At 65.9% G+C, this 22,341-nt stretch carries 16 protein-coding genes; 11 read left to right on the top strand and 5 right to left on the bottom strand.

Going from position 1 to position 22,341, the window contains the following annotated elements; all coding sequences use genetic code 11:
• The first annotated feature begins 6 nt into the window (after positions 1-6).
• The 6 genes from RIE08_15990 (at position 7) to RIE08_16015 (ending at position 6,647) form a co-directional block, all read left to right on the top strand.
• On the top strand, positions 7-1,197 hold the full coding sequence (locus RIE08_15990) for an amidohydrolase family protein (protein MEQ8719111.1): 1,191 nt from the start codon (positions 7-9) through the stop codon (positions 1,195-1,197).
• A 35-nt stretch (positions 1,198-1,232) separates the two neighbouring features.
• Positions 1,233-2,420 (top strand): amidohydrolase family protein, encoded by a 1,188-nt coding sequence (locus RIE08_15995; GenBank protein ID MEQ8719112.1) that lies wholly within the window; start codon positions 1,233-1,235, stop codon positions 2,418-2,420.
• A gap of 195 nt (positions 2,421-2,615) precedes the next feature.
• Entirely contained in the window at positions 2,616-3,635 is a 1,020-nt protein-coding gene (locus tag RIE08_16000; GenBank protein MEQ8719113.1) for a cyclase family protein, read from the top strand.
• Between the two features lie 158 nt (positions 3,636-3,793).
• Complete coding sequence (locus tag RIE08_16005) at positions 3,794-4,807, top strand: thiamine pyrophosphate-dependent dehydrogenase E1 component subunit alpha (protein ID MEQ8719114.1); 1,014 nt, start codon at positions 3,794-3,796, stop codon at positions 4,805-4,807.
• A 5-nt stretch (positions 4,808-4,812) separates the two neighbouring features.
• The gene (locus tag RIE08_16010; protein MEQ8719115.1) at positions 4,813-5,853 is read left to right on the top strand and encodes an alpha-ketoacid dehydrogenase subunit beta; all 1,041 of its coding nucleotides are present in this window, start codon (positions 4,813-4,815) and stop codon (positions 5,851-5,853) included.
• On the top strand, positions 5,850-6,647 hold the full coding sequence (locus RIE08_16015; GenBank protein MEQ8719116.1) for an SDR family NAD(P)-dependent oxidoreductase: 798 nt from the start codon (positions 5,850-5,852) through the stop codon (positions 6,645-6,647). The genes RIE08_16010 and RIE08_16015 overlap by 4 nt, the downstream gene beginning before the upstream one ends.
• Here RIE08_16015 and RIE08_16020 read toward each other — a convergent pair.
• The 5 genes from RIE08_16020 to RIE08_16040 form a co-directional block, all read right to left on the bottom strand.
• On the bottom strand, positions 6,637-7,680 hold the full coding sequence (locus tag RIE08_16020) for an alcohol dehydrogenase catalytic domain-containing protein (protein MEQ8719117.1): 1,044 nt from the start codon (positions 7,678-7,680) through the stop codon (positions 6,637-6,639). The two genes, RIE08_16015 and RIE08_16020, sit on opposite strands and share 11 nt — an antisense overlap.
• 39 nt (positions 7,681-7,719) lie before the next feature.
• Positions 7,720-8,871 carry an amidohydrolase family protein gene (locus tag RIE08_16025; GenBank protein ID MEQ8719118.1) on the bottom strand — a complete coding sequence of 384 codons (1,152 nt, stop codon included), beginning with the start codon at positions 8,869-8,871 and terminating at the stop codon, positions 7,720-7,722.
• A gap of 33 nt (positions 8,872-8,904) precedes the next feature.
• On the bottom strand, positions 8,905-9,372 hold the full coding sequence (locus RIE08_16030; GenBank protein MEQ8719119.1) for a MerR family DNA-binding transcriptional regulator: 468 nt from the start codon (positions 9,370-9,372) through the stop codon (positions 8,905-8,907).
• A 175-nt stretch (positions 9,373-9,547) separates the two neighbouring features.
• The gene (locus tag RIE08_16035) at positions 9,548-10,654 is read right to left on the bottom strand and encodes a nitronate monooxygenase family protein (GenBank protein ID MEQ8719120.1); all 1,107 of its coding nucleotides are present in this window, start codon (positions 10,652-10,654) and stop codon (positions 9,548-9,550) included.
• Entirely contained in the window at positions 10,651-12,759 is a 2,109-nt protein-coding gene (locus tag RIE08_16040) for an acetate--CoA ligase family protein (GenBank protein ID MEQ8719121.1), read from the bottom strand. The genes RIE08_16035 and RIE08_16040 overlap by 4 nt, the downstream gene beginning before the upstream one ends.
• A 385-nt stretch (positions 12,760-13,144) precedes the next feature.
• Between RIE08_16040 and RIE08_16045 the strand changes: the two genes are divergently transcribed.
• The 5 genes from RIE08_16045 to RIE08_16065 all read left to right on the top strand — a co-directional run bounded on the left by RIE08_16045 (position 13,145) and on the right by RIE08_16065 (position 22,250).
• A complete protein-coding gene (locus tag RIE08_16045) occupies positions 13,145-14,770 on the top strand; it encodes an NAD(P)/FAD-dependent oxidoreductase (protein MEQ8719122.1) in 1,626 nt (541 codons plus the stop codon).
• Between the two features lie 34 nt (positions 14,771-14,804).
• Positions 14,805-17,567 carry a branched-chain amino acid ABC transporter permease/ATP-binding protein gene (locus RIE08_16050; GenBank protein ID MEQ8719123.1) on the top strand — a complete coding sequence of 921 codons (2,763 nt, stop codon included), beginning with the start codon at positions 14,805-14,807 and terminating at the stop codon, positions 17,565-17,567.
• Positions 17,568-17,644: 77 nt separating this feature from the next.
• Positions 17,645-18,352 carry an ABC transporter ATP-binding protein gene (locus RIE08_16055; protein MEQ8719124.1) on the top strand — a complete coding sequence of 236 codons (708 nt, stop codon included), beginning with the start codon at positions 17,645-17,647 and terminating at the stop codon, positions 18,350-18,352.
• Positions 18,349-20,736 (top strand): acetyl-CoA acetyltransferase, encoded by a 2,388-nt coding sequence (locus tag RIE08_16060; protein ID MEQ8719125.1) that lies wholly within the window; start codon positions 18,349-18,351, stop codon positions 20,734-20,736. The genes RIE08_16055 and RIE08_16060 overlap by 4 nt, the downstream gene beginning before the upstream one ends.
• Before the next feature lie 116 nt (positions 20,737-20,852).
• Positions 20,853-22,250: an ABC transporter substrate-binding protein gene (locus RIE08_16065; protein MEQ8719126.1), complete on the top strand. Its 1,398-nt coding sequence runs from the start codon at positions 20,853-20,855 to the stop codon at positions 22,248-22,250.
• The last annotated feature ends 91 nt before the right edge of the window (positions 22,251-22,341 follow it).

The raw sequence follows: 22,341 nt of genomic DNA on the forward strand, positions 1-22,341 counted from the left end.
GCAATCATGCCGGCCGAGTTGAGTGACAGGCTCACCGATCTGTACGTCATCGACACCGATTCGCACTGGACAGAGCCCTTCGACCTGTGGACGAGCCGAGCCCCCGCTCGCTACGCCGACGACGTCCCCCGGACTCGTATCAACGCCAAAGGTGACCCGGAGTTCGTGTTCGCCGGTGAACCGACCTTCGGCGCTGCGTTCTCGTACGTGCGCAAGGACGGCTCCAAGACCCGAATGGCTGACATCGGCCTGGCGATGCCGATGGACGAGATGCATCCCGCATCATTCGATCCGATCGCCCGACTCGCGCTCATGGACGAGATGGGAATCTACGCCCAGCTCATCTACCCGAACGTGCTCGGTTTCCTCGCGCCGGTCCTGTGTCAGCGGGTCGAGCGCGATCTCGCCTATGCGGTGGTCGCCATCTACAACGACGCGTGTGCCGAGATGCAGGAGGAGAGCCGCGGTCGGCTCTTCCCCCAGGCCGTTCTGCCCTTTTGGAACATTACTGACGCCATCAAGGAGGCGGAACGTGTCAAAGGCCTGGGCCTTCGGGGCGTGACGATGCCGGGCTCACCCGACATGGGTGGACTGCCGGATCTGGGAACCCCGCACTGGGATCCGCTCTTCGCCGTGCTCTCCGACCTGGGGCTGCCGATCAACATCCACGTGGGCTCGGCGAATCACGATGCCACCGAGGAGTGGACCCAGGCCTGGCCGTCACTGCCACGACGCGAAGCGGACAGCGTCAACACCGTGGCCCCGGAGTTGGCGAACTCCCGCTTCATCACCAACCTGATCATGAGCGACATCGTGCAGCGGTGGCCCGACCTGAAATGGGTGTCCGTCGAGAGCGGCATCGGTTGGATCCCCTACGTCCTGGAGCGCGTCGACTACTCCTACCGCGAGGAGCTTCCTGGCGTGGAGCCACCCGACCGTCTTCCAGCGCTGGACCAGTTCCGCCGCAACGTCTACGCCACATTCTGGTTCGAGAACACAGCGCGCTTCGCCATCGACTATCTGGGAACGGACAACGTCATGTGGGAGACGGATTTTCCCCACCCGACATGCCTCTACCCGTCGCCCGTCGAGCGGACGCTCGACGCCCTGGAGGGTCTCTCCGAGGAGGCGATCCGCAAGGTCATGCAGGACAACGCGGCTGATCTCTATTCGATCCCGCTTCCGGCGACCTCATAGGGGACCGGCCCAGCGCTGCCCGAGGGAGGGCCTTTGTGACCGACGCTCCGACGATCATCAGTGCGGACGATCACGTCATCGAACCGCCGGACCTCTGGCAGTCACGGCTGCCGCAGCGCCTCCGGGCGGAGGGGCCCCGCGTGGTCGAACATCCCCGTGACGCCGCCAGCTACGACAAGGGTGCGAACTCCTGGCGGCTGCACGGCGACGGGACGGCACCGCCCGCGGCCTTCTGGCACTACGAGGACAAGATCAAGCCGATGCAGCGGAACGAGGCCTCAGCGGGCTTCGAGGCGTCATCCATCGACATGACCCCCGTGAGCTTCGAGGAGATCCGACCCGGCTGCTGGCAACCCGCCGCCCGACTCGAGGACATGACCATCAACGGCATCGCCGCGTCGATGTGCTTTCCGAACTATCCGCGATTCTCCGGACAGCTCTTCTCGGAGGGGCGCGACCGGGAACTCGGGCTTGCGTGCATTCGTGCCTACAACGACTGGATGGTGGAGGAGTGGTGTGGCGACAGCGGAGGACGGCTCATCCCGCTGTGCATCATCCCTCTGTGGGACGCGGAGCTGGCGGCAGCCGAGGTTCGTCGCAATGCCGAACGCGGAGTGCGGGCCGTGTCCTTCAGCGAGATCCCTGCCTGGCTGGGCGTCCCGAGTATCCACTCCGGATTCTGGGACCCCTTCTTTAGGGCGTGTGACGAGACGCAGACCGTGGTCGCCATGCACATAGGGTCGGGCAGTCGCATCATCACCTCATCCGACGACGCGCCCTTCGCTGTGCAGGCCGTCATGATCTTCAACAACAGCGCGACATCGATGGTGGACTTCTTGTGTTCCGGCGTTCTCGCGCGATTTCCCGACCTGAAGCTCTTCTACGCCGAGGCACAGATCGGGTGGATCCCCTATGTCCTCGAACGCGCCGACGACACGTTCCACCGCCAACGATGGCTGTTTCCGGACAACGTCGATCAGCCACCGAGCTCCTACTACCACCACAGGGTCTTCTCCTGCTTCTTCAGTGACCCGGTGGGCATCGCTCTGTTGGACCGGGTCGGTGTCGATCAGGTGCTCTTCGAGACGGACTATCCGCACGAGACCGGGACCTGGCCGTCGTCTGAGAGCGTGGCCCGAGCCGAACTCGGACACCTGGACCCGGTCGACCGGGACAAGATCCTGCGTGCGAACGCGGTGGGGCTCTTCGGTCTCTCGGTTTGAGGGCCCGCGTCCGGGGGCGGCGTCAGTGAGCTCCGGTCCGCTACCGGAGATCGGGTCCTTCCGGCCGATCCCGGATGGGTGCCTCGTGCCCGCGTCCCGCCGACGCGGTGACCGACTCGCGTCGGGGAGCAGCGCTCCGGGCCACGACAGTTCAACCGTTGTCGAACACCAAGCTCATAGACAGAAGGAGTCATCATGGGACGGACGCAACCGGGGGACTACGCAGCCGGCTGGACGCCGCCGAGCTACACCGTCGACGAGCACGGGAAGGTCCGGGGCGGCTACGAGCCGCACGAGCCGAACAACTGGGGCCGGTGGGGTGACGACGACCAGATCGGCACCCAGAACCTCATCGGACCCGAACAGATCGTCGCGGCGGCCAGGTTGGTGACCGAGGGCAAGGTGTTCTCGCTCGCCCTCGAGATCGACGCGGCCGGGCCGCGTTCTCCTCATCGCCCTGCTCCGCTGCACTGGTTCATCATGGCCGGGTCGGACCTGATCGTCGGCTCCCCCGCCCAGGCCGAGGTGCCCGGGATCCAGTTCAACGACGACATGTTGCAGATGCCGTTGCAGGGGTCCACGCAATGGGACGGCTTCGGGCACTTCTGCGCCGAGGACTCGATGTACAACGGCTACTGGGGAGGCGATATCACCGCTGCGGGTGGAGCCCGGAACCTCGGGATGGAACACATGCGCAAGGCCTTCGTCGGCCGCTGCGTCCTGTTGGACCTCGCCCGGACCCAGGGGGTGGATTGCCTCCCCGACGCGACCGGGATCGGCCGCGCGGAGCTCGAGGCGTGCGTGGAGGCCCAGGGCTGCGAGATCCACTCGGGTGACATCGTCCTGTTGCGCACCGGGTATCTCGACAAGTGGTGGGGCATCGAGGGCGAGGCCGCGAAGTTGGAGTACTTCTACGCAACGCCGGGCCTTACCGAGGCCAGCGTCGGCTGGTTCCACGACAACGGGATCTCCGCAGTTGCTGCAGACACCATCGCCGTGGAAGTCGGCAGGCCGACCGCCGAACCGAGCCGGCTCATGCCCGTGCACCATGCATGTCTGGTCGACCTCGGCCTCCCGCTCGGCGAGTTCTGGGTCCTCGACGAACTGGCCGAGGACTGCGCGGCCGACGGCCGCTACGAGTTCATGTTGGCATCGCAGCCCCTCGTGATCCCCGGTGCCGTCGGATCGCCGATCAACCCGATCGCTCTGAAGTAGCCGCCCGCCGCCCGCTTGTCCGACCCGCATGTGGATGATTACTCTTGACGTCAAGCGTCAGGTTGGTGCACCCGGGGGTTCGGGTGCCGGCGCAGGGGGTCCGGCGGTTTCCGGCCAGCTCGCACGTCGACGAGTTGCAGGACTACTGGGAAGACGACATGACTGCTGATCTCGAGACGTCGGAGCGCACGCCGAGGTCGCCGCTGGACTACTACCGGGGCGTGCTCGGTGCCCGCCTGGCGGAGGCGCGCATCACCGAGCTCTCCGAGTCGGGCGAGCTCAGCGGCCATCACTCGGCCCTCGGGCACGAGGCGATCGGTTTCGGTATCGGCTCGGCCGTCGAGTTCGATGACGTCGTCCAGCCGAGCTATCGCAGCGGCGCCTCGATCATGCACGCCCGGGGGCTGACCGTGCGCGAACTGGTCCTCCAGGGTTTCGGCCTGATCCCCGGCATTCGGGACCAGCACCCCGGTCGCGCGCGGATCCTCCGGAGTTCGGGCATCGTCGGTGGCCAGGTCCCCTCAGCGGTCGGCGTGGCCATGTCCTTCAAGCTCCGACAGCAGCCCAACGTGGTCGTCTCGGTCTTCGGCGACGGCACGGCGAGCTCTGGCGCGATTCACGAGGCCATGAACGTCTCGGGAGTGAAGTCACTGCCGATCGTGTTCGTGATCGAGAACAACGGGATCGCGCTCAGCAACCCTTTCTCGAGCACCACCCGGGTGGCGAGCCTGGCGGATCGGGGGGCAGGCTACGGAATCTCGGCATCCCAGGCGGATGGCTACGACGTGGCCGCAGTCCAGCAGGCGACGTCCGTGGCAGTCGAACGTGCCCGCAGCGAACAGCGCCCGGGGCTCCTCGAGTTGACGATGCTGCGGCCGGGGCCCCACGCCGTCGGTTTCGAAGACCCCCGGACCCCGGAGCAGATTGCCGAGGCGAACAGACGCGACTGCGTCGCGGAGGCCAGGGAGCGCGCGATCGCAGCGGGCGAACTCGACCCCGCGATGAACGACGCGATGCTCGCTGACATGACAGCCCTGGTCGATGAAGCCGTCGATGAGGCGCGGGCCGCCCGGGCCGCACAGGTGGTCGAAGACGGCGCGCCTCGCTACAGCGCGGCCGAAGCCTGGGGGTTGGCTCACGCCACGCCTCCGCCGGCATGGATGGGTGCGTGAGGCCGATGGCCAAGTTGACCTACCAGGAAGCGATCCGCGAAGCCCACCTCCAGGAGATGGAGCGCGACGAAGACGTCCTCCTCCTCGGAATCGACATCGGTGCCTTCGGAGGTCTGTTCGGCACGACCCGTGGCCTGCTCGACCGCTTCGGTCCCGAGCGGGTCATCGAGTTCCCCATCTCGGAGGTCTGCTACGTCGGCACCGGCATCGGATTGGCCCGTGAGGGGTTCCGCCCGATCATCGAGATCCAGATGGCCGACTTCGTCACCGTTGCGTTGGACCAGATCATGACGACGATGTCGAAGGAGTACGCGGTCACGAAGGGTCAGTTCCGGCTCCCCCTCGTCGTCCGGCTCCCCTTCGGTGCGAACTTCAGTGGCCAGGGCTACATGGGCGGTGGTGGCCCGGCGCACTCCCAGAGCCACGAGGCCTGGTTCTGTCACTCTCCCGGCCTGATCGTTGTGATGCCGTCGTCGCCTGCCGACGCCCTCGGGCTGTTGAAGGCAGCGGTGCGCTGTGATGACCCCGTCATCTTCATGGAGCAGAAGGGCATGTACTACGGGGAGCCCGAGGAGGTACCGGATGGGGACCACCTCGTCGAGATCGGGTTGGCGAATGTCGTCAGAGAGGGAAGCGATGTCACGGTCGTCGCCCTGGGCGCCATGGTCCCGGTCGCCACGACTGTCGCTGACGAATTAGCTCGCGACGGTATCTCCGTCGAGGTGGTGGATCCCCGTTCGCTCGTGCCGCTCGACGAACCGACCATCCTCTCGTCGGTCGCCAAGACCGGCCGTGTGGTGATCACCCACGAGGCACATCGGACGGGGGGTTTCGGGGCGGAGATCGCTGCGTTGATCGCGGAGAAGGCATTTCCCTCCCTGCGTGCGCCCGTGGTCCGTTGTGCAGCAGCTGACCTGCCGATCCCATTGGGTGCGGAGGCCCAGCGCGTGCTGCCAGGTGCAGCGGAGCTCTCCCGGTTGGTTCGTGGCCAACTGGAGGGTCGGTCTCCGAAGGTCGAATCGGACAGGCAGCGGCGAAGTCGATGAAGAAGCTCGCTGGGAAGGTGGCGATCGTCACCGGTGCAGCCCGGGGGTTGGGGCGGGCATATGCACTGAAACTCGCATCATTGGGTGCCAAGGTCGCCTGTTGTGACCTCGACCTCCGCTCGTATGCCGAGTTCGAGGCGGAACGGCAGGCGATGAGGGCCGAAACTGTTGTCGATGAGATCATCGAAGGTGGGGTGGACGCACTCGGCTTCGAGTTCGATGTTTCGGACCGCGACGCAACCTTCGCGATGGTCGAGGATGTGGCCCGGTCGTGGGGTCGCGCCGATGTTCTCGTCGCGAACGCAGGTGGCGGTCGTGGCACGCCGGCCGAGACGACTGCGACGCTGGTTTCCAGTGACCTGCTCGAGCAGGTCACTGGGATGAACCTCTACGGCACCGTGTACAGCTGTAGTGGTGTCGCGCCGCTCATGAAGGAGCAGCGGTCCGGGAAGATCATCACCGTTGCGTCATATGCCGCCCTCGAGACGAGCCGGGACGGTGGCTACGCCCACTACGGAGCGAACAAGGCGGCGATTGCGCACTACACGCGCTATCTCGCGCAGGAACTCGGGCCCTACAACGTGACCGCAAACTGCATCGCGCCCGGACTGATCCAGACGGCGAGGATCGCAGAGATGACGCGATCGAACCAGGAACTCGGGGATTTCGCACTACGTCGTGCGGGTACGCCCGAGGACTGCGCCAGGGTGATCGAGTTCTTCGCCACCGAGCTGTCCGACTACGTCACCGGAACGGTTCTGCCGGTCGATGGGGGTTGGAAGCCTAGGAACTAGGGGTTGGTGCGACGACCACCTTCACGGACAGCTCAGCGTCTCGCTGGAAGTCGAGCGCGTCGCTGATGGACTCCAGCGGCACCACGTGAGTGACCAGACCTGACAGGTCGACTCGGCGTTGTGTGAGCAGATCCGCCGCGACCCGGATGTCATCGTCGTCGTAGGCGTAGCTGCCCCGTAGGACGACTTCCTTGCGCACGATGGGGTTGGCATCGAAGGAGACATCCGTCTCGAACAGGGCCACCATCACGATCGTGCCGGAAGGGCGGACGTAGGTCGTTGCGATCTCGCGCATCACAGGGAGCGCGCCGGAACACTCGAAGACGAAGTCGACATCCGCGTACTCGTAGCCCCGGTGACTGCCGGAACCGGCGAGGTCGCGAAGCGCCTCGGCTGTGTCCACCGAAGAAGCGTCGACTACGTGGTTCGCTCCCGATCGGCGTGCCAGATCCAACCGCGGCTTGGAGATGTCGATCCCGATGATCTCGTGAACGTCGCCCGCTCGCAGCGCCTGAACGACGCACTGCCCGATCGCGCCGAGGCCGACGACTGCGCAGCGGGCTTCGGGCCCCGGGGAAGCCATTCGGACAGCTCGGACCGCCACCGACAGCGGTTCGAGGATCGAGCCTTCCTCGAAGGTGACGTTGTCGGGCAGGCGAACGACGAAGGATCCCGCCGGAACCACTATCTGCTCCGCGTACGCCCCGTTCGTGGGTGCCTTCCGGTCGGTGCAGAGGTTGCGCGCCCCTTCTTCGCAGTACCGGCATTCGCCGCAGGCCGCAGATGCGACCACAGCGACCCGGTCCCCGGGCCCGACATGGTCGACCCCGCGCCCGACCGCCGTGACGACGCCGGCGGGCTCATGGCCCATCACCGAGCCCGGCTGCGGCCAGCCCGCCGAGATCGCGTGGAGGTCGGATCCGCACATGCCGCACGCGTGAACCTCGATGAGGATTTCGCCGGGTCCAGGCTGGGGGTCTGGATATTCCCCTACCTCGATCCAGTCTGGTCCCCGGTATATGGCAGCTCGCATCAATGGCTCCTGTCGTGCCGGCTGGGCGCGCCTCTTGGTTCAGGCCCCGCCCACTCCGTACAGCGACATGGCATTGAGGCCGGCGTACAGGGCCATCTCGGACTTGGAGAGCCCCTCGTTCTCGGCGATGAACAGGTTCCGGACCATTCCGGGGTATGCCGAATCCATGACCGGGAACTTGCTCGACCAGAGGATCCTGTCCGAGCCAAGATAGTCGACCGTCGCCCGCAGACTGGGTTCGGTCGGTTCGACGTTTATCCACCCCTGACGACGAAAGTAGGCGCTCGGCAGTTCATCGAGGTCGGCAGCCTCGCTGTGGCGCTCGCCTTCGTCGATCCGGTCGAGGAACTCGAAGGTCTGATCGAGGCGGTCGAGCCAATAGGGAAGCCAGCCCGCGCCCGTCTCGCAGATCGAGACTCTCAGACCTGGGTGTCGGTGCAGGATTCCACCGGCCGTAAGTGCGTACATGGCGCCCATCTGATCGACCGTATGAGAGAAGACGTGACGGGCGAGACGAGACGGATGGGAGGATCCGTACTGGGGAAGGTAGCCGCCAGTGATGTCGTGAAGTGCCAACGGCACACCCAGAGCCGCGACGGTTCCGAAGAAGTCATCGAGTTCTGGTGAATCGAGTCGGCGTCCATTCACGGTATTGGGCGAGATGACGACTGCCTTGAGGCCGATGTGATTAACGACGTATTCGACGTCGGATATCGCATTTGCCGGGTCGTGGAGGGAGACAGGTGCGTTTGCGATCAGTCGGTCCGGGGCGGCTGAGCAGAAGTCCGCGACCCACCGGGAGTAGGCTCGGTTGATGGCGGAGGCCAACCGTGGGTCCATATCGTCGACCGCCGTCGCGTACAGCCCGTTCGTCGGGTTCAGGACCATGGCGTCGATGTTCTCCTGAGCCAACGCGTCCAGGTAGAAGTCCGCGGACCAGTCCCGCTCGATGCCCTCCGACAGAGTCTCGCGCCATCTCTCTTCGAGCCTCAGCTCGAACTCGGTGGCCTCACCATCGGTCCCCACGTAGCCGGCGGGCATGTAGCGTCCGTCGACGGTGACACCGACGATCCTGTTCGGGTTGAGGACCGGACGTCGATCATGGAACTCCGCATCGATGTAGGTGTCCCACAGGTCTCGCGGTTCGATGACGTGCGCATCAGAATCGACGACAGTGCATCCTTCGTACATGGTTCCCCCCCCGTTCAGCTGAGGCCGACGCGCTTATGCTGTGCCGACGGCCTCATTGCTGGTCTGCGTTGATCCAGCGGCTCTGAGCAGTACGTTTATGGTCGTCGTGTCGGCGACGGCTGATCCGTCGACGAGCTTTGCCAGGATTCGGAGTATGTCGATCTTGCTCTCGAGGTCGGCGATTCGTTCCTCGATGAGAGATGCTGCCGTTGCGCGTGCATCGCCATCGAGCTCCCGCCCACGTCCAACTGGGGCGAGGATCCGTACCTCTTCGAGCGGGAAATCCAGCTGCTTGAGGGTCAGGGCCCATCGGAGATACGTCACGTATTCGAGGGGGTACTTCCGGGTGCCCTTCTCCGACCTCGGAGGCTCGGGCAGGATCCCGAGTTCCTCGTAGTACCGGATCGTCCGGCTGCTGACGCCTGCGCGACGGGCTACTTCGCCAATGTTGAGGAGTTCGCCCTCGAGGTCCTGGTCGGCAGCGGTACGAGCACTAGACATCGGCTTTCCTTCTCGTCACCACTGACCAACCCTCGTTCATGCTAGCGGGGCCCCCGGTGCGCCGGCGACTGAGAAGCCTCGAGCGGCCAGAGCCAGTATGGCCTTCGCGTGCCGAGGCCGTCGCCATGATGTCGCAGTTTGCGAGTCGAGTGGGAGGTCCCGTCCTGACCCCCGGTCACGTCTCGTCCAACGTCGAGGCGAGGGTCGATGCAGCGGCGATGTACTCCTCCACCATCTCGAACACGACCTGACGGGCAGCTTTCACCTGCGTGAGTGAGCCCACGACCTGGCCGACGGGGTAGGTGATCAGCTCGCCGGCTCCGGGCTGAGTAGCAGCCGAGCGTTCGATCTGCTCGTAGGCCTCGTGGATGAGGATCCACTGCAACGGCATGGGCAGCGTGTCGAGTGCGGACGGGTCGTCCCACGCCTCGGTCCAGGCCGACTTGATGTGCCGGGCCGGCTTCCCGGTGATCGACCGCGTGCGCACCGTGTCGCTGGAAGTCGCGGCGAGGAACTTCTGCTTCACGACGGGATGAGTCTCGGCCTCCTGGGTGGTCAGCCACACCGAACCGGTCCATACCCCCTGGGCGCCGAGTGCCATCGCGGCTGCCATCTGGCGGCCGCTCGCGATACCGCCGGCGGCGAGGACAGGCAGCGGAGCAACAGCGTCGACGACTTCAGGGACGAGAACCATCGACGCGATCTGGCCGGTGTGACCACCTGCCTCATAACCCTGGGCGACGATGATGTCGACGCCGGCGGCCTGCTGTCGCTCGGCATGGGTCGTCGTGCCGACGAGGGCCGCAACGTGTGCGCCGTTCGCGTGGGCCGCCTCGATGAGGCGGGGAGGCGGCGGGCCGAGGGCGCTCGCGACGAGCCTGGGTTTGTGCGCGAGTGCCTGCTCGATGAGTCCCACCGACCTGTCCTCGCCGACAGCCGTCTGAACTTCTCTGGCAGCGTCCTTCAGCGGAGGGACGCCGTACCGCTCGAGCAGATCCTCGACGAAGTGTCGGTGCGCGTCGGGGATCTGCTTCCTGACGTCGTCAGCGTCGTCGGCGTCCGACGCACCTGTGGGCAGGAGGATGTCGACGCCGTAGGGGGCGTCGCCCACAGCGTCATCGAGCCAGTCGAGTTCGATTTCGAGCTGGTCGGGCGTGTGGGTGGCGATCCCGAGGACGCCCAGGCCGCCCGCCCTGCTCACCGCCGCGGCGACGTCGCGGCAGTGGGTGAACGCGAAGATCGGGAACTCGATGCCGAGCTGTTCGCACAGCTGGTTCTTCATTGGTTTCCCTCCGTTTTCGCTGATGAGACAGGGCTCGTTCCATCGGGTCTCGTGATGGTCACGAGCGCATCGAGCGCTTCGATCCGGCCACCGTCGACGGCCAACGGGTTGACCTCCAGGGCCTCCAGGTCGTCGCCGAGGGCGAGCGCGGCGTCTGCCAGCGAGAGGACCACTTCGATGAGGCGCTGTCGGTCGGCGGCCGGTCGACCGCGGACACCTTCGAGAACCGTCGCATTGGTGAGTTCGGCGAGCATCTCGTCGACATCGGCGGCGCCGACGGGAAGCCTTCGCAGTGAGGTGTCCGCCTGGATCTCGGTCAGCACCCCTCCGAAACCGACGGCGAGGATCGGTCCCCACGCTTCTGTGCGGGCAACGCCGACGATCAGTTCCACGGCCGGCGGTCGAAAGGGTGCGACCAGGAAGCCATCGGGCGACAGATGGCGCACGCCGTGAGCAATGCGCTCGCACGCGTTTCGCACGTCGTCTTCGGTCCTGAGGTCGAGCTCCACGGCTCCGAGTTCCGTTTTGTGGGCCAGCGCTGCGCCGTTCGCCTTCACGACGACGGGGAAACCCATGGAGCTAGCTGCCGCGACTGCAGCATCGGCGTCGAGTGCGTGTGCCGCAGGCACGACGGGAACGCCGAATGACGCGACGTGGTCCCTGGCACGGGCCTCGCTCCAGGAGCCGACGGGCTTGCTGACCTGGTCGTCCGGCTGAGCACTGCTCGGCGTGGCCTCCGTGCCGTGGTCGAGGCGCGCCGACCACCAAGCGGCCCGTCCGATCGCTGCGATCACCTGTTCCATCCCGCCGGGATGGCAGCAATCTCCGCCGTCTCCGAGGTGGTCACGTCCCGACGGCAGCTCGGAGCTGAGGTTGCCGATGAGGAGCGCAGGCTTGGGGAGCGAACTGATGGTGGAGACGATTTGCCGGAAGCCTTCGGTGACTCCTGCCTCGCTGGTCGGGACGTCGTACTGGACGATGATGACGTCGGCATCCTCCAGCCCACCCAGGGTGGTGATCACCTGGGTGAAGATCGACGGGTCCGACACGGCGGCCCCGGTGACGTCGAGAGGGTTGTTGACTGCCCCGAAGTCGGCGAGCACTGAGCGAAGAGATGCTTCAGTGCCTTCCGTGAAGGGGTGCAGATCGAGTCCGGCGTCTGTCGCCCTGTCGGCGATGATGTCGCAGCCTCCGCCGGAGATGCCCGCAACGACGAGTCGGTTGCCGCCCAGGGCGCCCGTGCGGATCATGACGTCGGCTGTGTTGACGAGCTCCTCGAGCGAGTTCACCCGGATGGCGCCGTACTGGCGGAGCACCGCGTCGATCACCCGATCGTCGCCGACGAAGGCCCCGGTGTGTGCGGCGGCGACGCGGGCGGTGACTTCGTGCCGCCCAGCCTTGAGCACGATCACCGGTTTCGATCGGGCCCGAGCCGCCTCCAGTGCCTCCACGAACTCGCTCGGTCGGCGGATCGCCTCGAGAAATACGCCGATCGCCCGGGTGTCCTCGTCCTCCGCGAGATAGGTGAGTACGTCAGCGGCGTCGAGGACCGCCTCGTTCCCGACGCTGATGACCTTGCTGATGCCGATTCCGTGGTTCTGGCAGTAGCCCAACATGGAGCCGTTGAGTGCCCCACTCTGGGAGACGAGGCTGAGGTGGCCCTGCCGGGGTGGCTCGGACAGAGTGCTCGGATGGACGTTGATCCCGCCGTACGTGTTGAGGAAGCCGAGGGTGTTCGGTCCGAGGATCGCGAGGTCGTTGTCGATGGCGAGGCGGGCGACGGCGTCCTGGGCCGATCTCCCTTCGGCCCCCGTCTCGGCGAATCCGGCGCTGAAAACGACGGCATTGCGCACGCCGGCGGCGATTGCGTCTTCGATGGTCGACAGGACGGCCGCGCCCGGCACGGAGACCACTGCCAGGTCCACGGGCGAATCCAGGTCCGTGAGCCGAGGCTTCGCCATCTTGCCGAACACCTCGCCGCCCCGGCCATTGACGAGCTCGACGTTGCCCCCGAACTGTCCGATCTCGATCGCGTGGAGGATGATGCCGGTCCAGGCCGACCGCTCGGACGCGCCGACCAGTGCGATCGACGCCGGGCTGAACATCTCCTGTAGCCGTTGCGGAGACCAGCGGCCGTGCGCGGTGTGGGCTGCTCGCCTGACCGAGTTCGGATCTGCCGCCGGTGTGTACTGTGGCACCAAGGCGCCCTTTCGCTCGAGGCCTACTCGACGTGAGTACTTACTCTTTAACGTTAGATCCAGCCCCTTAGCACTACCAGAGGGGCGGTTCCCAGGCAACCGTCCGCAGCCGGACAGTTGCAGATCGCGGTTGTCCTGGGCCGGACGGCGAGCCGCCGGGCGCGTGCTTGCATAGATTGAACGTCCAACGTAAGATCGTGTAGGTTGAGCTGAACGAGCCGCAGTGGCTTCGTCGCCGAGGGGGAAGTGCCGGCGACCAGCGTCGCCGGCAACGAAACGAGGGGGTTCGAGAATGTCGCAGGGCAGTTCTGACACTGACGTCGACGCGGTCGTGATCGGCGCCGGCTTCGGAGGCCTGTACATGCTGTACAAGCTCCGCGAGCTCGGGCTGTCGACCCAGGTGTTCGAGGCGGGTGATGGTGTCGGGGGGACCTGGTACTGGAATCGCTACCCGGGGGCACGCTGCGACGTAGAGAGTCTGGCGTACTCGTATTCGTTCGACCCCGAGCTCGAGCAGGACTGGGAGTGGTCGGAGCGCTACCCGGCCCAGCCCGAGATCGAGAAGTACCTCAACCATGTGGCGGATCGCTACGACCTGCGTCGTGACATAGCTCTCGAGACGAGGGTGACGGCCGCGACCTTCGACGAGGACACGACCTCGTGGACCATCGAGACCGACACCGGTCGGTCCGTGACGTGTCGCTGGTTGATCACGGCGGTGGGCTGTCTGTCCAAGCCGAAGGAAATCGACATCGAGGGCAAGGGGTCGTTCGCGGGGCCGACCTATCACACGCCGTCATGGCCGAAGGACGGGGTGGACTTCTCGGGCAAGCGGGTGGCTGTCATCGGAACGGGATCGACCGGTATCCAGGTGATCCCGGAGATCGCGAAGCAGGCGGAACACCTCACCGTGTTCCAGCGGACGCCAAACTTCTCGCTCCCGGCGCAGAATCGAGACCTCACCGGCGACGAGATCGAGGAGTTCAAGGCGGACTACCGCCACTTCCGCGAAGAACAGCGTGCGTCGGCCTACGGCGTGCCGGCGCCGCCACCGGAACCATCCGCGCTGGCGGTGGCCGCCGAGGAACGCAACCGCAAGTATCAACAGGCCTGGGACAAGGGGGGATTCGCCGAGTTCTTCCCGTACGCCGACCTGCTCACAGACATTGAGGCGAACGAGACGGTGGCGCAGTTCGTCCGAGACAAGATCGCCGGGATCGTCGATGACCCGGAACTGGCCGCCAAGCTGGCGCCAACCGACTACGCGTTCGGTACGAAGCGACCGTGCCTGGACACCAGGTACTTCGAGACGTACAACCGCGACAACGTCACGCTCGTGGACCTGCGGGAGACTCCTCTCGAGCGCATAACCGGGAAGGGCATCGAGACCTCTGACCGGTCGTACGAGGTCGACGCGATCGTCTTCGCCACGGGCTTCGACGCCATGGTCGGAGCGCTGAACGCGATCGACATCCGTGGCCGCGGCGGTGCGTTGTTGCGCGACGAGTGGAAGAACGGTCCCGTCACCTATCTCGGGTTGTCCGTCGCCGGCTTCCCGAACATGTTCACGATCACCGGCCCACTGAGTCCTTCAGTGTTCTCGAACATGATCGTGTCCATCGAGCAGCACGTCGAGTGGATCGCCGACTGTGTCGCCTACGTCGACAAGGCCGGCGAGGCGGGCATCGAGGCCACCTCCACTGCTCAGGACGACTGGGTCAGCCACGTGTCCGAACTGGCCGACATGACTCTGTTCCCACAGACAGATTCGTGGTACGTGGGAGCCAACGTCCCCGGCAAGCCTCGAGTGTTCATGCCCTATGTGGGAGGCGTCGGCTTCTACCGGGAGACGTGCGACGAGATCGTTCGAGACGACTACCGGGGTTTCGACCTGATCAGCGCGCCGCAGGAAGCATGATGGCGCAGCCGACGAAGACGAAAGCGCCCGTGCGATGAGGGATCTCCTCCAGTTCGCCCTTCTCGGCCTCGGTCTCGGCTCGCTCTATTCGCTCGCGTCCCAAGGCCTGATGGTCATCTACCGGGGTTCGGGTGTGCTGAACTTCGCACACGGAGCGATTGGGATGTTCGGTGCCTACGCGGCATGGGAGGTCCGAACGGAGAACAACTACACCTGGTCTCCTTTTCCGGGCGAGCACCCGTTCCTGTTGTCCCTCGTAGTAGGGGTCGGCGTCTCGGCGGCGCTCGGGGCGCTGTCCCACCTGCTCGTGATGCGTCAGCTCAGCAGGGCGGCGCCGCTCGCACGTGTGGTGGCGACTCTCGGGATACTCGTCACGCTCCAGGCCGCCGCCGTCATCCGGTACTCGTCCACTGTCGAGTTCCCGCGGGTGGAGCTGCCGACCAACCCCGTGTCGTTCTGGGACATCTCGATCTCCGTGGACCGGTTCATCCTCGTGGGTATCGCAATCGTGTTGACGCTCGGCCTGTGGGCCTTGTACCGCTTCACGATTTTCGGTCTGGCGACCTCGGCGGTAGCGGAGAACCAGCGGGCGGCTTCGTCGATCGGGCTCTCCTCGGACAAGGTCGCGACGATCAACTGGGCTCTCGGCTCGGCGCTCGCCGGGTTGGCAGCCGTTCTGGTCTCGCCGATCATCACGTTGTCGGTCTCGGGCATGACCAACGTGGTCCTCGCAGCCCTCGCGGCGGCGCTGGTGGCCGAGTTCCGCTCGTTCCCGATCGCGCTCGGAGCCGGCATGGCGATCGGGGTCGGCGAGAGCTGGCTGATTCGCTACGTGGATCAACCTGGTGTCCCGAAATCCCTGCCGTTCGCCGTGATCGTGCTCGTCCTTCTCGTCCGTGGCCGGGCACTCCCGGTGCGGGGACACTTTCTGCAGCGACTCCCCCGTGTAGGTACCGGGCGGGTCAACTGGGTCGGCCTGCTGATCGGAGTGGGCGGTGCGGTGGCGCTGACGATCACGGTCCCGCTCGTCTGGCAGGACTCGCTCGTGGTCACCTTCGCCACGGCCATCGTGCTGTTGTCGATCGTGGTGCTCACCGGTTTCGCGGGCCAGCTCTCGCTCGGGCAGTTCGCCATAGCCGGTTTCGGCGCATGGGTCGCCGGGCGGCTCGTCGACACTCAGGGATGGCCGTTCCTTCTTGCGCTCCTTGTGGGTGTCCTCGCCGCCGTTCCACTCGGTGCGCTCTTCGCTCTCCCGGCGGTACGTGCCCGGGGCATCAACCTGGCAGTGTTGACGCTGGGTCTCGGCGCTGCGCTCGAGCTCATGCTGTTCAAGAACGCGAGCTACACGGGCGGTTTCCTGGGGACCGTCGTCGGTCGGCCGTCCTTCTTCGGCTGGGATATCACGGCTACCACCCACCCCGGTCGGTACGCGCTCGTGTGTCTCGGGCTCCTGGTCGTCCTGACACTGGGTGTGGCGAACATGCGGCGCGGCCGTTCCGGCCGTCGCCTCATCGCGGTACGGACGAACGAGCGGGCTGCGGCTGCACTCGGCATCAATGTCGTCGGGGCCAAGCTCTACGCCTTCAGCCTGTCGGCGGGGATCGCTGCGGTCGGGGGGGTCATGTTGGCCTTCCGCAAGGACACGATCACCTTCGGCAGCGAGTTCGCCAATCTCACGTCCATCACCTTCGTTGGATGGGCTTTCGTCGGCGGTATCGGATTCCTATTCGGCCCGGTTCTCGGCTCGACGTTGACCGCGGGGGGGATCGGAACGCGGATATCGGACGCGTTGTTCTCCTCGATATCGGGGTATGTGCAGCTCATCGGCGGTGTCACTGTCATCTTCCTGGTGCTCTTCCACCAGAATGGATTGGCGAGCGACTTCGGTGAGCTGGTCAATGCGGTGGGCAGAAGGCTTCGCAGGGCCATCCGTGGTCGTTCCGGTCCCGAGGTCAGGTCTCCGGCTATCGACCTGTCCGACGCCCGCCGTGAGCCGGTCGAGCCGAAGACGCTGGTCGTGCGGGATCTCACGGTCCGCTATGGCGCGGTCGTGGCGGTCGACAACGTCTCTTTCAGCGTCGAGCCGGGACAGGTCGTCGGCCTGATCGGCCCGAACGGTGCTGGCAAGACGTCGGCGATCGACGCGATCACCGGGTTCACCAAGGCGACCGGGGACGTATTGCTCGGCGACGAGGACGTCCGACGCCTCGGCGCAGCGCGACGGTCGCGGGTGGGCCTGTCGCGGTCGTTCCAATCACTCGAGTTGTTCGAGGACTCCACGGTGTTGGACAACCTCCGAGCGGCTTCGGATCCCCGCGACGGACTGTCCTACCTGCGGGATCTCGTGTATCCGGTCAACCCCCCGCTCCCCGGGCAGGTCCTGGCGGCCATCACCGAGTTCGAGCTCGGCGACGACCTGAATCGCAACGTCGAAGATCTCAGCTATGGCCAGCGACGCCTGCTCGCCGTCGCGCGAGCTGTGGCGACGAATCCGAGCGTGTTGCTCCTCGATGAGCCAACCGCCGGGCTGGGTGAGGCCCAGACGGCTGAGTTCGCCCACCTCCTGCGCCGACTCGTGAACGAATGGGGGATCGGCGTGCTGCTCGTGGAGCACGACATGAGTTTCGTCATGGATGTCTGCGACTACATCCATGTCCTCGACTTCGGACGCAAGATCGCCGAGGGGACCCCGACTGAGGTCCAACAGGATCCCCGTGTGATCTCTGCGTATCTCGGTGAGCCCGAAGAGGACGCCGAGTCGACCGATATCACGACAGCGTCGGCGGTCAGGTCATGACTACGACAGCGAGCGCTGCGAACACCCAAGATTCACCCGGACCGGGTCAAGCGAGGCCCGTCCTGGATGCACGCGGAATCACTGCTGGGTACGGCTCCGAGCCGGTCATCCATGAGATCAGTCTCGAGGTCCGTCCGGGTGAGGTGGTCGCCCTTCTCGGCGCCAATGGCGCCGGCAAGACCACGACGCTCTTGGCCCTGTCCGGGGAGCTACCCACGATGGCGGGCGAGGTACGTCTCCACGACGAGGTCACCTCTGCGCCACTGTTCCAACGTGCCCGCGCCGGGATGGCTTACGTGACCGAAGAGAAGTCGGTCTTCATGAGTCTCACCACCCGCCAGAATCTCAAGATCGCGGACGTGGACCTCGACACCGCCATGGAGTTGTTTCCCGAGCTCGAAAAGCGTATCGACCTCAAAGGCGGGCAGCTTTCGGGCGGTGAGCAACAGATGCTCAGCGTCGCAAGGGCGCTGTGTCGCAACCCGAAGGTGTTGTTGGCCGACGAGCTGTCGTTGGGCCTCGCGCCGCTGATCGTCAAGCGGCTCCTCGAGGCCGTACGCGCCGCGGCGGACAACCACGCCACCGGCGTCTTGTTGGTCGAGCAGCACGTCCAGCAGGCCTTGAAGTACGCGGATCGGGCTTACATCCTGCGCCAGGGGCGCGTCGTGCTGGAAGGAACCGCCATCGAGTTGCGCGGCCGCATCAAGGAGATCGAGTCCAGCTATCTCGCTTCGGGAGCACGGCAGTCAGATGAAGTCGTGAACAGCGAGGAGACGGGCCAGTGAGCGCGACACCAAACGGCGCGAGCGGATCCGACACGACGATCCCGTCCGGGTCGACGCCGGTGATCGTCGGTGTCGGCCAGGTCTCCGAGCGCATCGGCGAGGAGAACTACGGCTCTCGATCGCCTGCCGACCTCGGTGGAGATGCGGCTCGCGAGGCGTTGACCGACGCCGGTGTTCCTGCCAGCTCGGTAGCCGTGATCGCCGCGACGCGGCAGTTCGAGAATTCCAACCCGATGGCCGTGGCCCCGCTTGGTCGGGCGGACAACTACCCACGGGCTGTCGCAGGTCGAATCGGTGCCGAGCCGGCCCACGCGATCCAAGAGATCGCCGGTGGCCAGTCGCCGCAACACCTCGTCAGCGAGCTCGCCGCCCGTATCGCGGCCGGCGAGTGCTCTACCGCTCTGGTTGTTGGTGCCGAGGCCATCTCGACGGCCGCGCATCTGAAGAGCCTCGATGATCCGCCGAGCTGGGCCGAGACGGTCGGCGGTCAGCTGGAGGATCGGGGGTTCGGCATCGCCGGGATGCTGTCCCGGCTGGAGACGATGCACGGTCTCAACACAGCTCCAGCCATGTACGCGGTGTGCGAGAACGCACGCCGTCGGGCGAAGGGAATGTCGTCTCAGGAACTCGCTCGTGAGATGGGCGAGCTGTTCGCCCGTTTCAGCGAGATCGCCGCTGCGAATCCCCACTCTGCGGCGCCGACCCGCCGATCGGCGGACGAGCTCGTCACCGCGACTGACAAGAATCGGATGGTTGCGCATCCCTACACCCGTTACCTCATCGCGAGGGACAAGGTGAACCAGGGGGCGGCGGTGCTGATGATGTCTGCGGACAGGGCGCGCGAACTCGGCGTTCCGCCCGACCGATGGACCTTTCTGCACGGCCACGCGGACCTGGTCTCCCCTCCGCTGCTCGAGCGTCCCGACCTCGGCGCGTACCCCGCTGGCGTGGCTGCCGTGCGGCACGCTCTCGAGGTAGCCGGCATCGGGCTCGATGACGTCGGGGCCTTCGACTTCTACAGCTGTTTCCCGGCCCCCGTCCTCGCCCTCTGCGACGGTCTGGGCCTCGCGATCGACGATCCGCGCGGCTTGACGCTCACGGGTGGCTTGCCGTTCTTCGGGGGTCCGGGAAACAACTATTCGCTCCACGGCATCGCCGAGGCGGTGGCCTTCGTCCGCGAACACGAGGGCGCCAGGGCAGTGGTCGCCGCTAACGGTGGCGTGCTTTCGAAATGCAGCGTCGGCGTCTACTCCGCTCAGCCGCGTCCATGGCACGCGAATCGCAGCGCCGACGTGCAGGCCCGACTCGACACCGTCGAGAAGGAGAAGCTCGTACGTCACCCCGATGGCGAGGCACTGGTCGAGACCTTCACCGTCGTGCACTCCCGGGACACGGCAAAGGGAATCGTCGTCGGTCGCCTCGCCGGCAGCGGCGGCCGATTCCTCTCGACGACGTTGCGCGACGACGAGACGATGGTCGAGCTGCTCACCTCGGAGTCCGTCTTCGACACGCCGATCCACGTCCGGTCGTTCGGCCGGGGAAACCGGGTCACCACGACTTCGGAGCGGATGGATCACGAGTATCCGCCCGAGCCGCTCAGGCTGCGCGACGACTACGAGAACGTCCAGGTGCGCCGCGACGGCCACCTTCTCGAAGTGACGATCGACCGACCTGAGGCCCGCAACGCCCTCACACCACAGGCGCACGAGGAGTTGGGGCAGATCTTCGACACGTTCTTCGCGGACGATGATCTCTGGGTGGCGATCCTCACGGGAGCGGGCGACCGGGCGTTCTCCGCCGGCGCAGATCTCAAGTACGGCGCATCCGGCAAGCCAGTCTGGGTCCCCAAGGGCGGCTTCGGGGGTCTGACCAGCCGTCGGTCGATGTCGAAACCGGTCATCGCCGCCGTGAACGGCTTCGCGTTCGGCGGCGGGTTCGAGATGGCCCTCGCGTGTCATCTGGTGGTCGCCGACGAGACTGCCACCTTCGCCCTGTCCGAGGTCAAGGTCGGGCTCTTCGCCGCCGCCGGCGGCGTCGTGCGGCTCCCGAGGGCCATACCGCGCCACCTTGCGAACGAGTTGATCCTCACCGGACGCCCGGCCAGCGCCGAGGAGCTGCACAGGCACGGACTCGTCGCGAGGGTCGCTCCCGAAGGCAAAGCGCTCGAGACCGCACGTGAGCTGGCGGAGGAGATCCTGGCGGTCTCGCCGACGTCGGTACGCGTCTCGCTTCAGGCCATGAAGGCGGGAGACACGACCGTCGACGCGATCGACGCGATTGACGCCGGCGACGATGCGATCGACAACCTCTTGTTGTCGGCGGACATGGTCGAGGGGATGAAGGCGTTTGCGGAGAAGCGACCCCCCGAATGGCAGAACCGGTAAGGGGCGCCGGCGAAACGAACAGAACGGGACGCGGGGCTCATGCCCGATCCGGAGCGCATACAGCAGTCCAGCAGTCGAACGAACAATATGGAACCGAACCAGAGGGGAAATTCATAGTGAAGACCAAACGAGGATGGATGATGCTCATCGCGGTGCTCGCCGCGCTGTCGCTGATTGCGGCGGCATGCGGGGACGACGATGACGACACCAGTGCGGGTGGCGATGACGGAGCTGCTGCCGATGACGGTGGCGATGACGGAGCTGCTGGCGACGACGGTGGCGATGACGGAGCTGCTGCCGATGACGGGGCTGCTGCCGATGACGGGGCTGCTGGCGACGACGGGGCTGCTGCCGATGACGGGGCTGCTGGCGACGACGGGGCTGCTGGCGACGACGGTGGTGAGCCCTCCGGTGAGCCGATCAAGGTGATGTCGATCACCCCGGTCGAGACGACCCTCGGCCCGTCTCCTGAGATCTTCGCCTATGCGGGGGTCTACGAGCAGTACATCAACGACCGCGGCGGAGTCGCCGGTCGCCCGCTCGAGGTCATCACCTGTGACGGCAGGGGTGACCCGAACGAGGCCGCCGCGTGCGCTCGCGAGGCTGTGAACGAAGGTGTCGTGGCCATCGTGAGCCACTTCGAATACGACATGTCCGTGGCCATCCCGATCCTCGAAGAGGCGGGCATCGCCCTGATCGGCAGCTGCTGCCCGGTTACGCCCGCGGAGTTCTCGAGCCCCAACAACTTCATCTTCGGTTCCACGAACACCATGCAGCACGCCGCAATCAAGAGGATGGCCGATGACGGGTGTGAGAGCCCGGCCATCGTCTACCTGGAGCTCTTCACCGACTACCTCACCGGACTCGCCAATCAGGCGACGAGTTACTACGGCGTCTTCGAGGACAACCTGATCATCACCTCCGTCCCCGGGGATCCCGGTGACTTCAGCGCGCAGGCGGCTGTTGCAAGCGACGGCACCGATTGCATCTGGGTCTCGTTGGGTAAGGACCCGTTCGCGGCGTTCCTCGCCGGTCTCCGGACCGTCGGCGGCGACCAGCGCATCTACGGATCGCAGGGCAACCTCGACCCCTCGATCGTCGAGGAGTACCCAGACCTCACCGAGGGTGCCGTAGTGCTCAACGCGTACCCGAACCTCGTCGATGGGGTCTGGGACGAAACCAGGGCTGCGATCGACGAGTACGGCGTGCCCGAGGACACCCGGCTCAACAGCCTCGCCGGTCTGTCGACCTGGGCCGCGTATGTGGCCTTCACCGACATCGTCGAGATGATCGACGGTGAGATCACCGCAGACTCCTTCCTCGAGACGCTCCGTCAGCAGGATGCCTACCAGAGCATGTGGGGGCCCGTGATCGACTTTTCGGTCGCGGAGGGTCCAATGCCCGGGTTCCCCCGCGTGCTGGTCCTCGAGGTCACTTTCGATCTGATCGAAGACGGTGAGTTCGTGCCGACCGGGGAGTTCCTCGACAGCACCGAGGCAGTGCAGGCCGGCTGATCACCCCATGATCCCCCGGGGAGGACCCCCTCCGCCCCGGACGTCGACGTGGGGTGGGCGCCTGCCCGCCCCACGTCGGTCACACCGAGGC

Source organism: Acidimicrobiales bacterium (assembly GCA_040219085.1).
GTDB lineage: Bacteria > Actinomycetota > Acidimicrobiia > Acidimicrobiales > JAVJTC01 > JAVJTC01.

Excerpts from the sequence above, each read along its gene's own strand:
- RIE08_15990 (MEQ8719111.1), top strand. The coding sequence starts at position 7 with ATGCCGGCCGAGTTGAGTGACAGGCTCACCGATCTGTACGTCATCGAC.
- RIE08_16000 (MEQ8719113.1), top strand. The coding sequence starts at position 2,616 with ATGGGACGGACGCAACCGGGGGACTACGCAGCCGGCTGGACGCCGCCG.
- RIE08_16005 (MEQ8719114.1), top strand. The coding sequence starts at position 3,794 with ATGACTGCTGATCTCGAGACGTCGGAGCGCACGCCGAGGTCGCCGCTG.
- RIE08_16010 (MEQ8719115.1), top strand. The coding sequence starts at position 4,813 with ATGGCCAAGTTGACCTACCAGGAAGCGATCCGCGAAGCCCACCTCCAG.
- RIE08_16015 (MEQ8719116.1), top strand. The coding sequence starts at position 5,850 with ATGAAGAAGCTCGCTGGGAAGGTGGCGATCGTCACCGGTGCAGCCCGG.
- RIE08_16020 (MEQ8719117.1), bottom strand. The coding sequence starts at position 7,680 with ATGCGAGCTGCCATATACCGGGGACCAGACTGGATCGAGGTAGGGGAA.
- RIE08_16025 (MEQ8719118.1), bottom strand. The coding sequence starts at position 8,871 with ATGTACGAAGGATGCACTGTCGTCGATTCTGATGCGCACGTCATCGAA.
- RIE08_16030 (MEQ8719119.1), bottom strand. The coding sequence starts at position 9,372 with ATGTCTAGTGCTCGTACCGCTGCCGACCAGGACCTCGAGGGCGAACTC.
- RIE08_16035 (MEQ8719120.1), bottom strand. The coding sequence starts at position 10,654 with ATGAAGAACCAGCTGTGCGAACAGCTCGGCATCGAGTTCCCGATCTTC.
- RIE08_16040 (MEQ8719121.1), bottom strand. The coding sequence starts at position 12,759 with ATGTTCAGCCCGGCGTCGATCGCACTGGTCGGCGCGTCCGAGCGGTCG.
- RIE08_16045 (MEQ8719122.1), top strand. The coding sequence starts at position 13,145 with ATGTCGCAGGGCAGTTCTGACACTGACGTCGACGCGGTCGTGATCGGC.
- RIE08_16050 (MEQ8719123.1), top strand. The coding sequence starts at position 14,805 with ATGAGGGATCTCCTCCAGTTCGCCCTTCTCGGCCTCGGTCTCGGCTCG.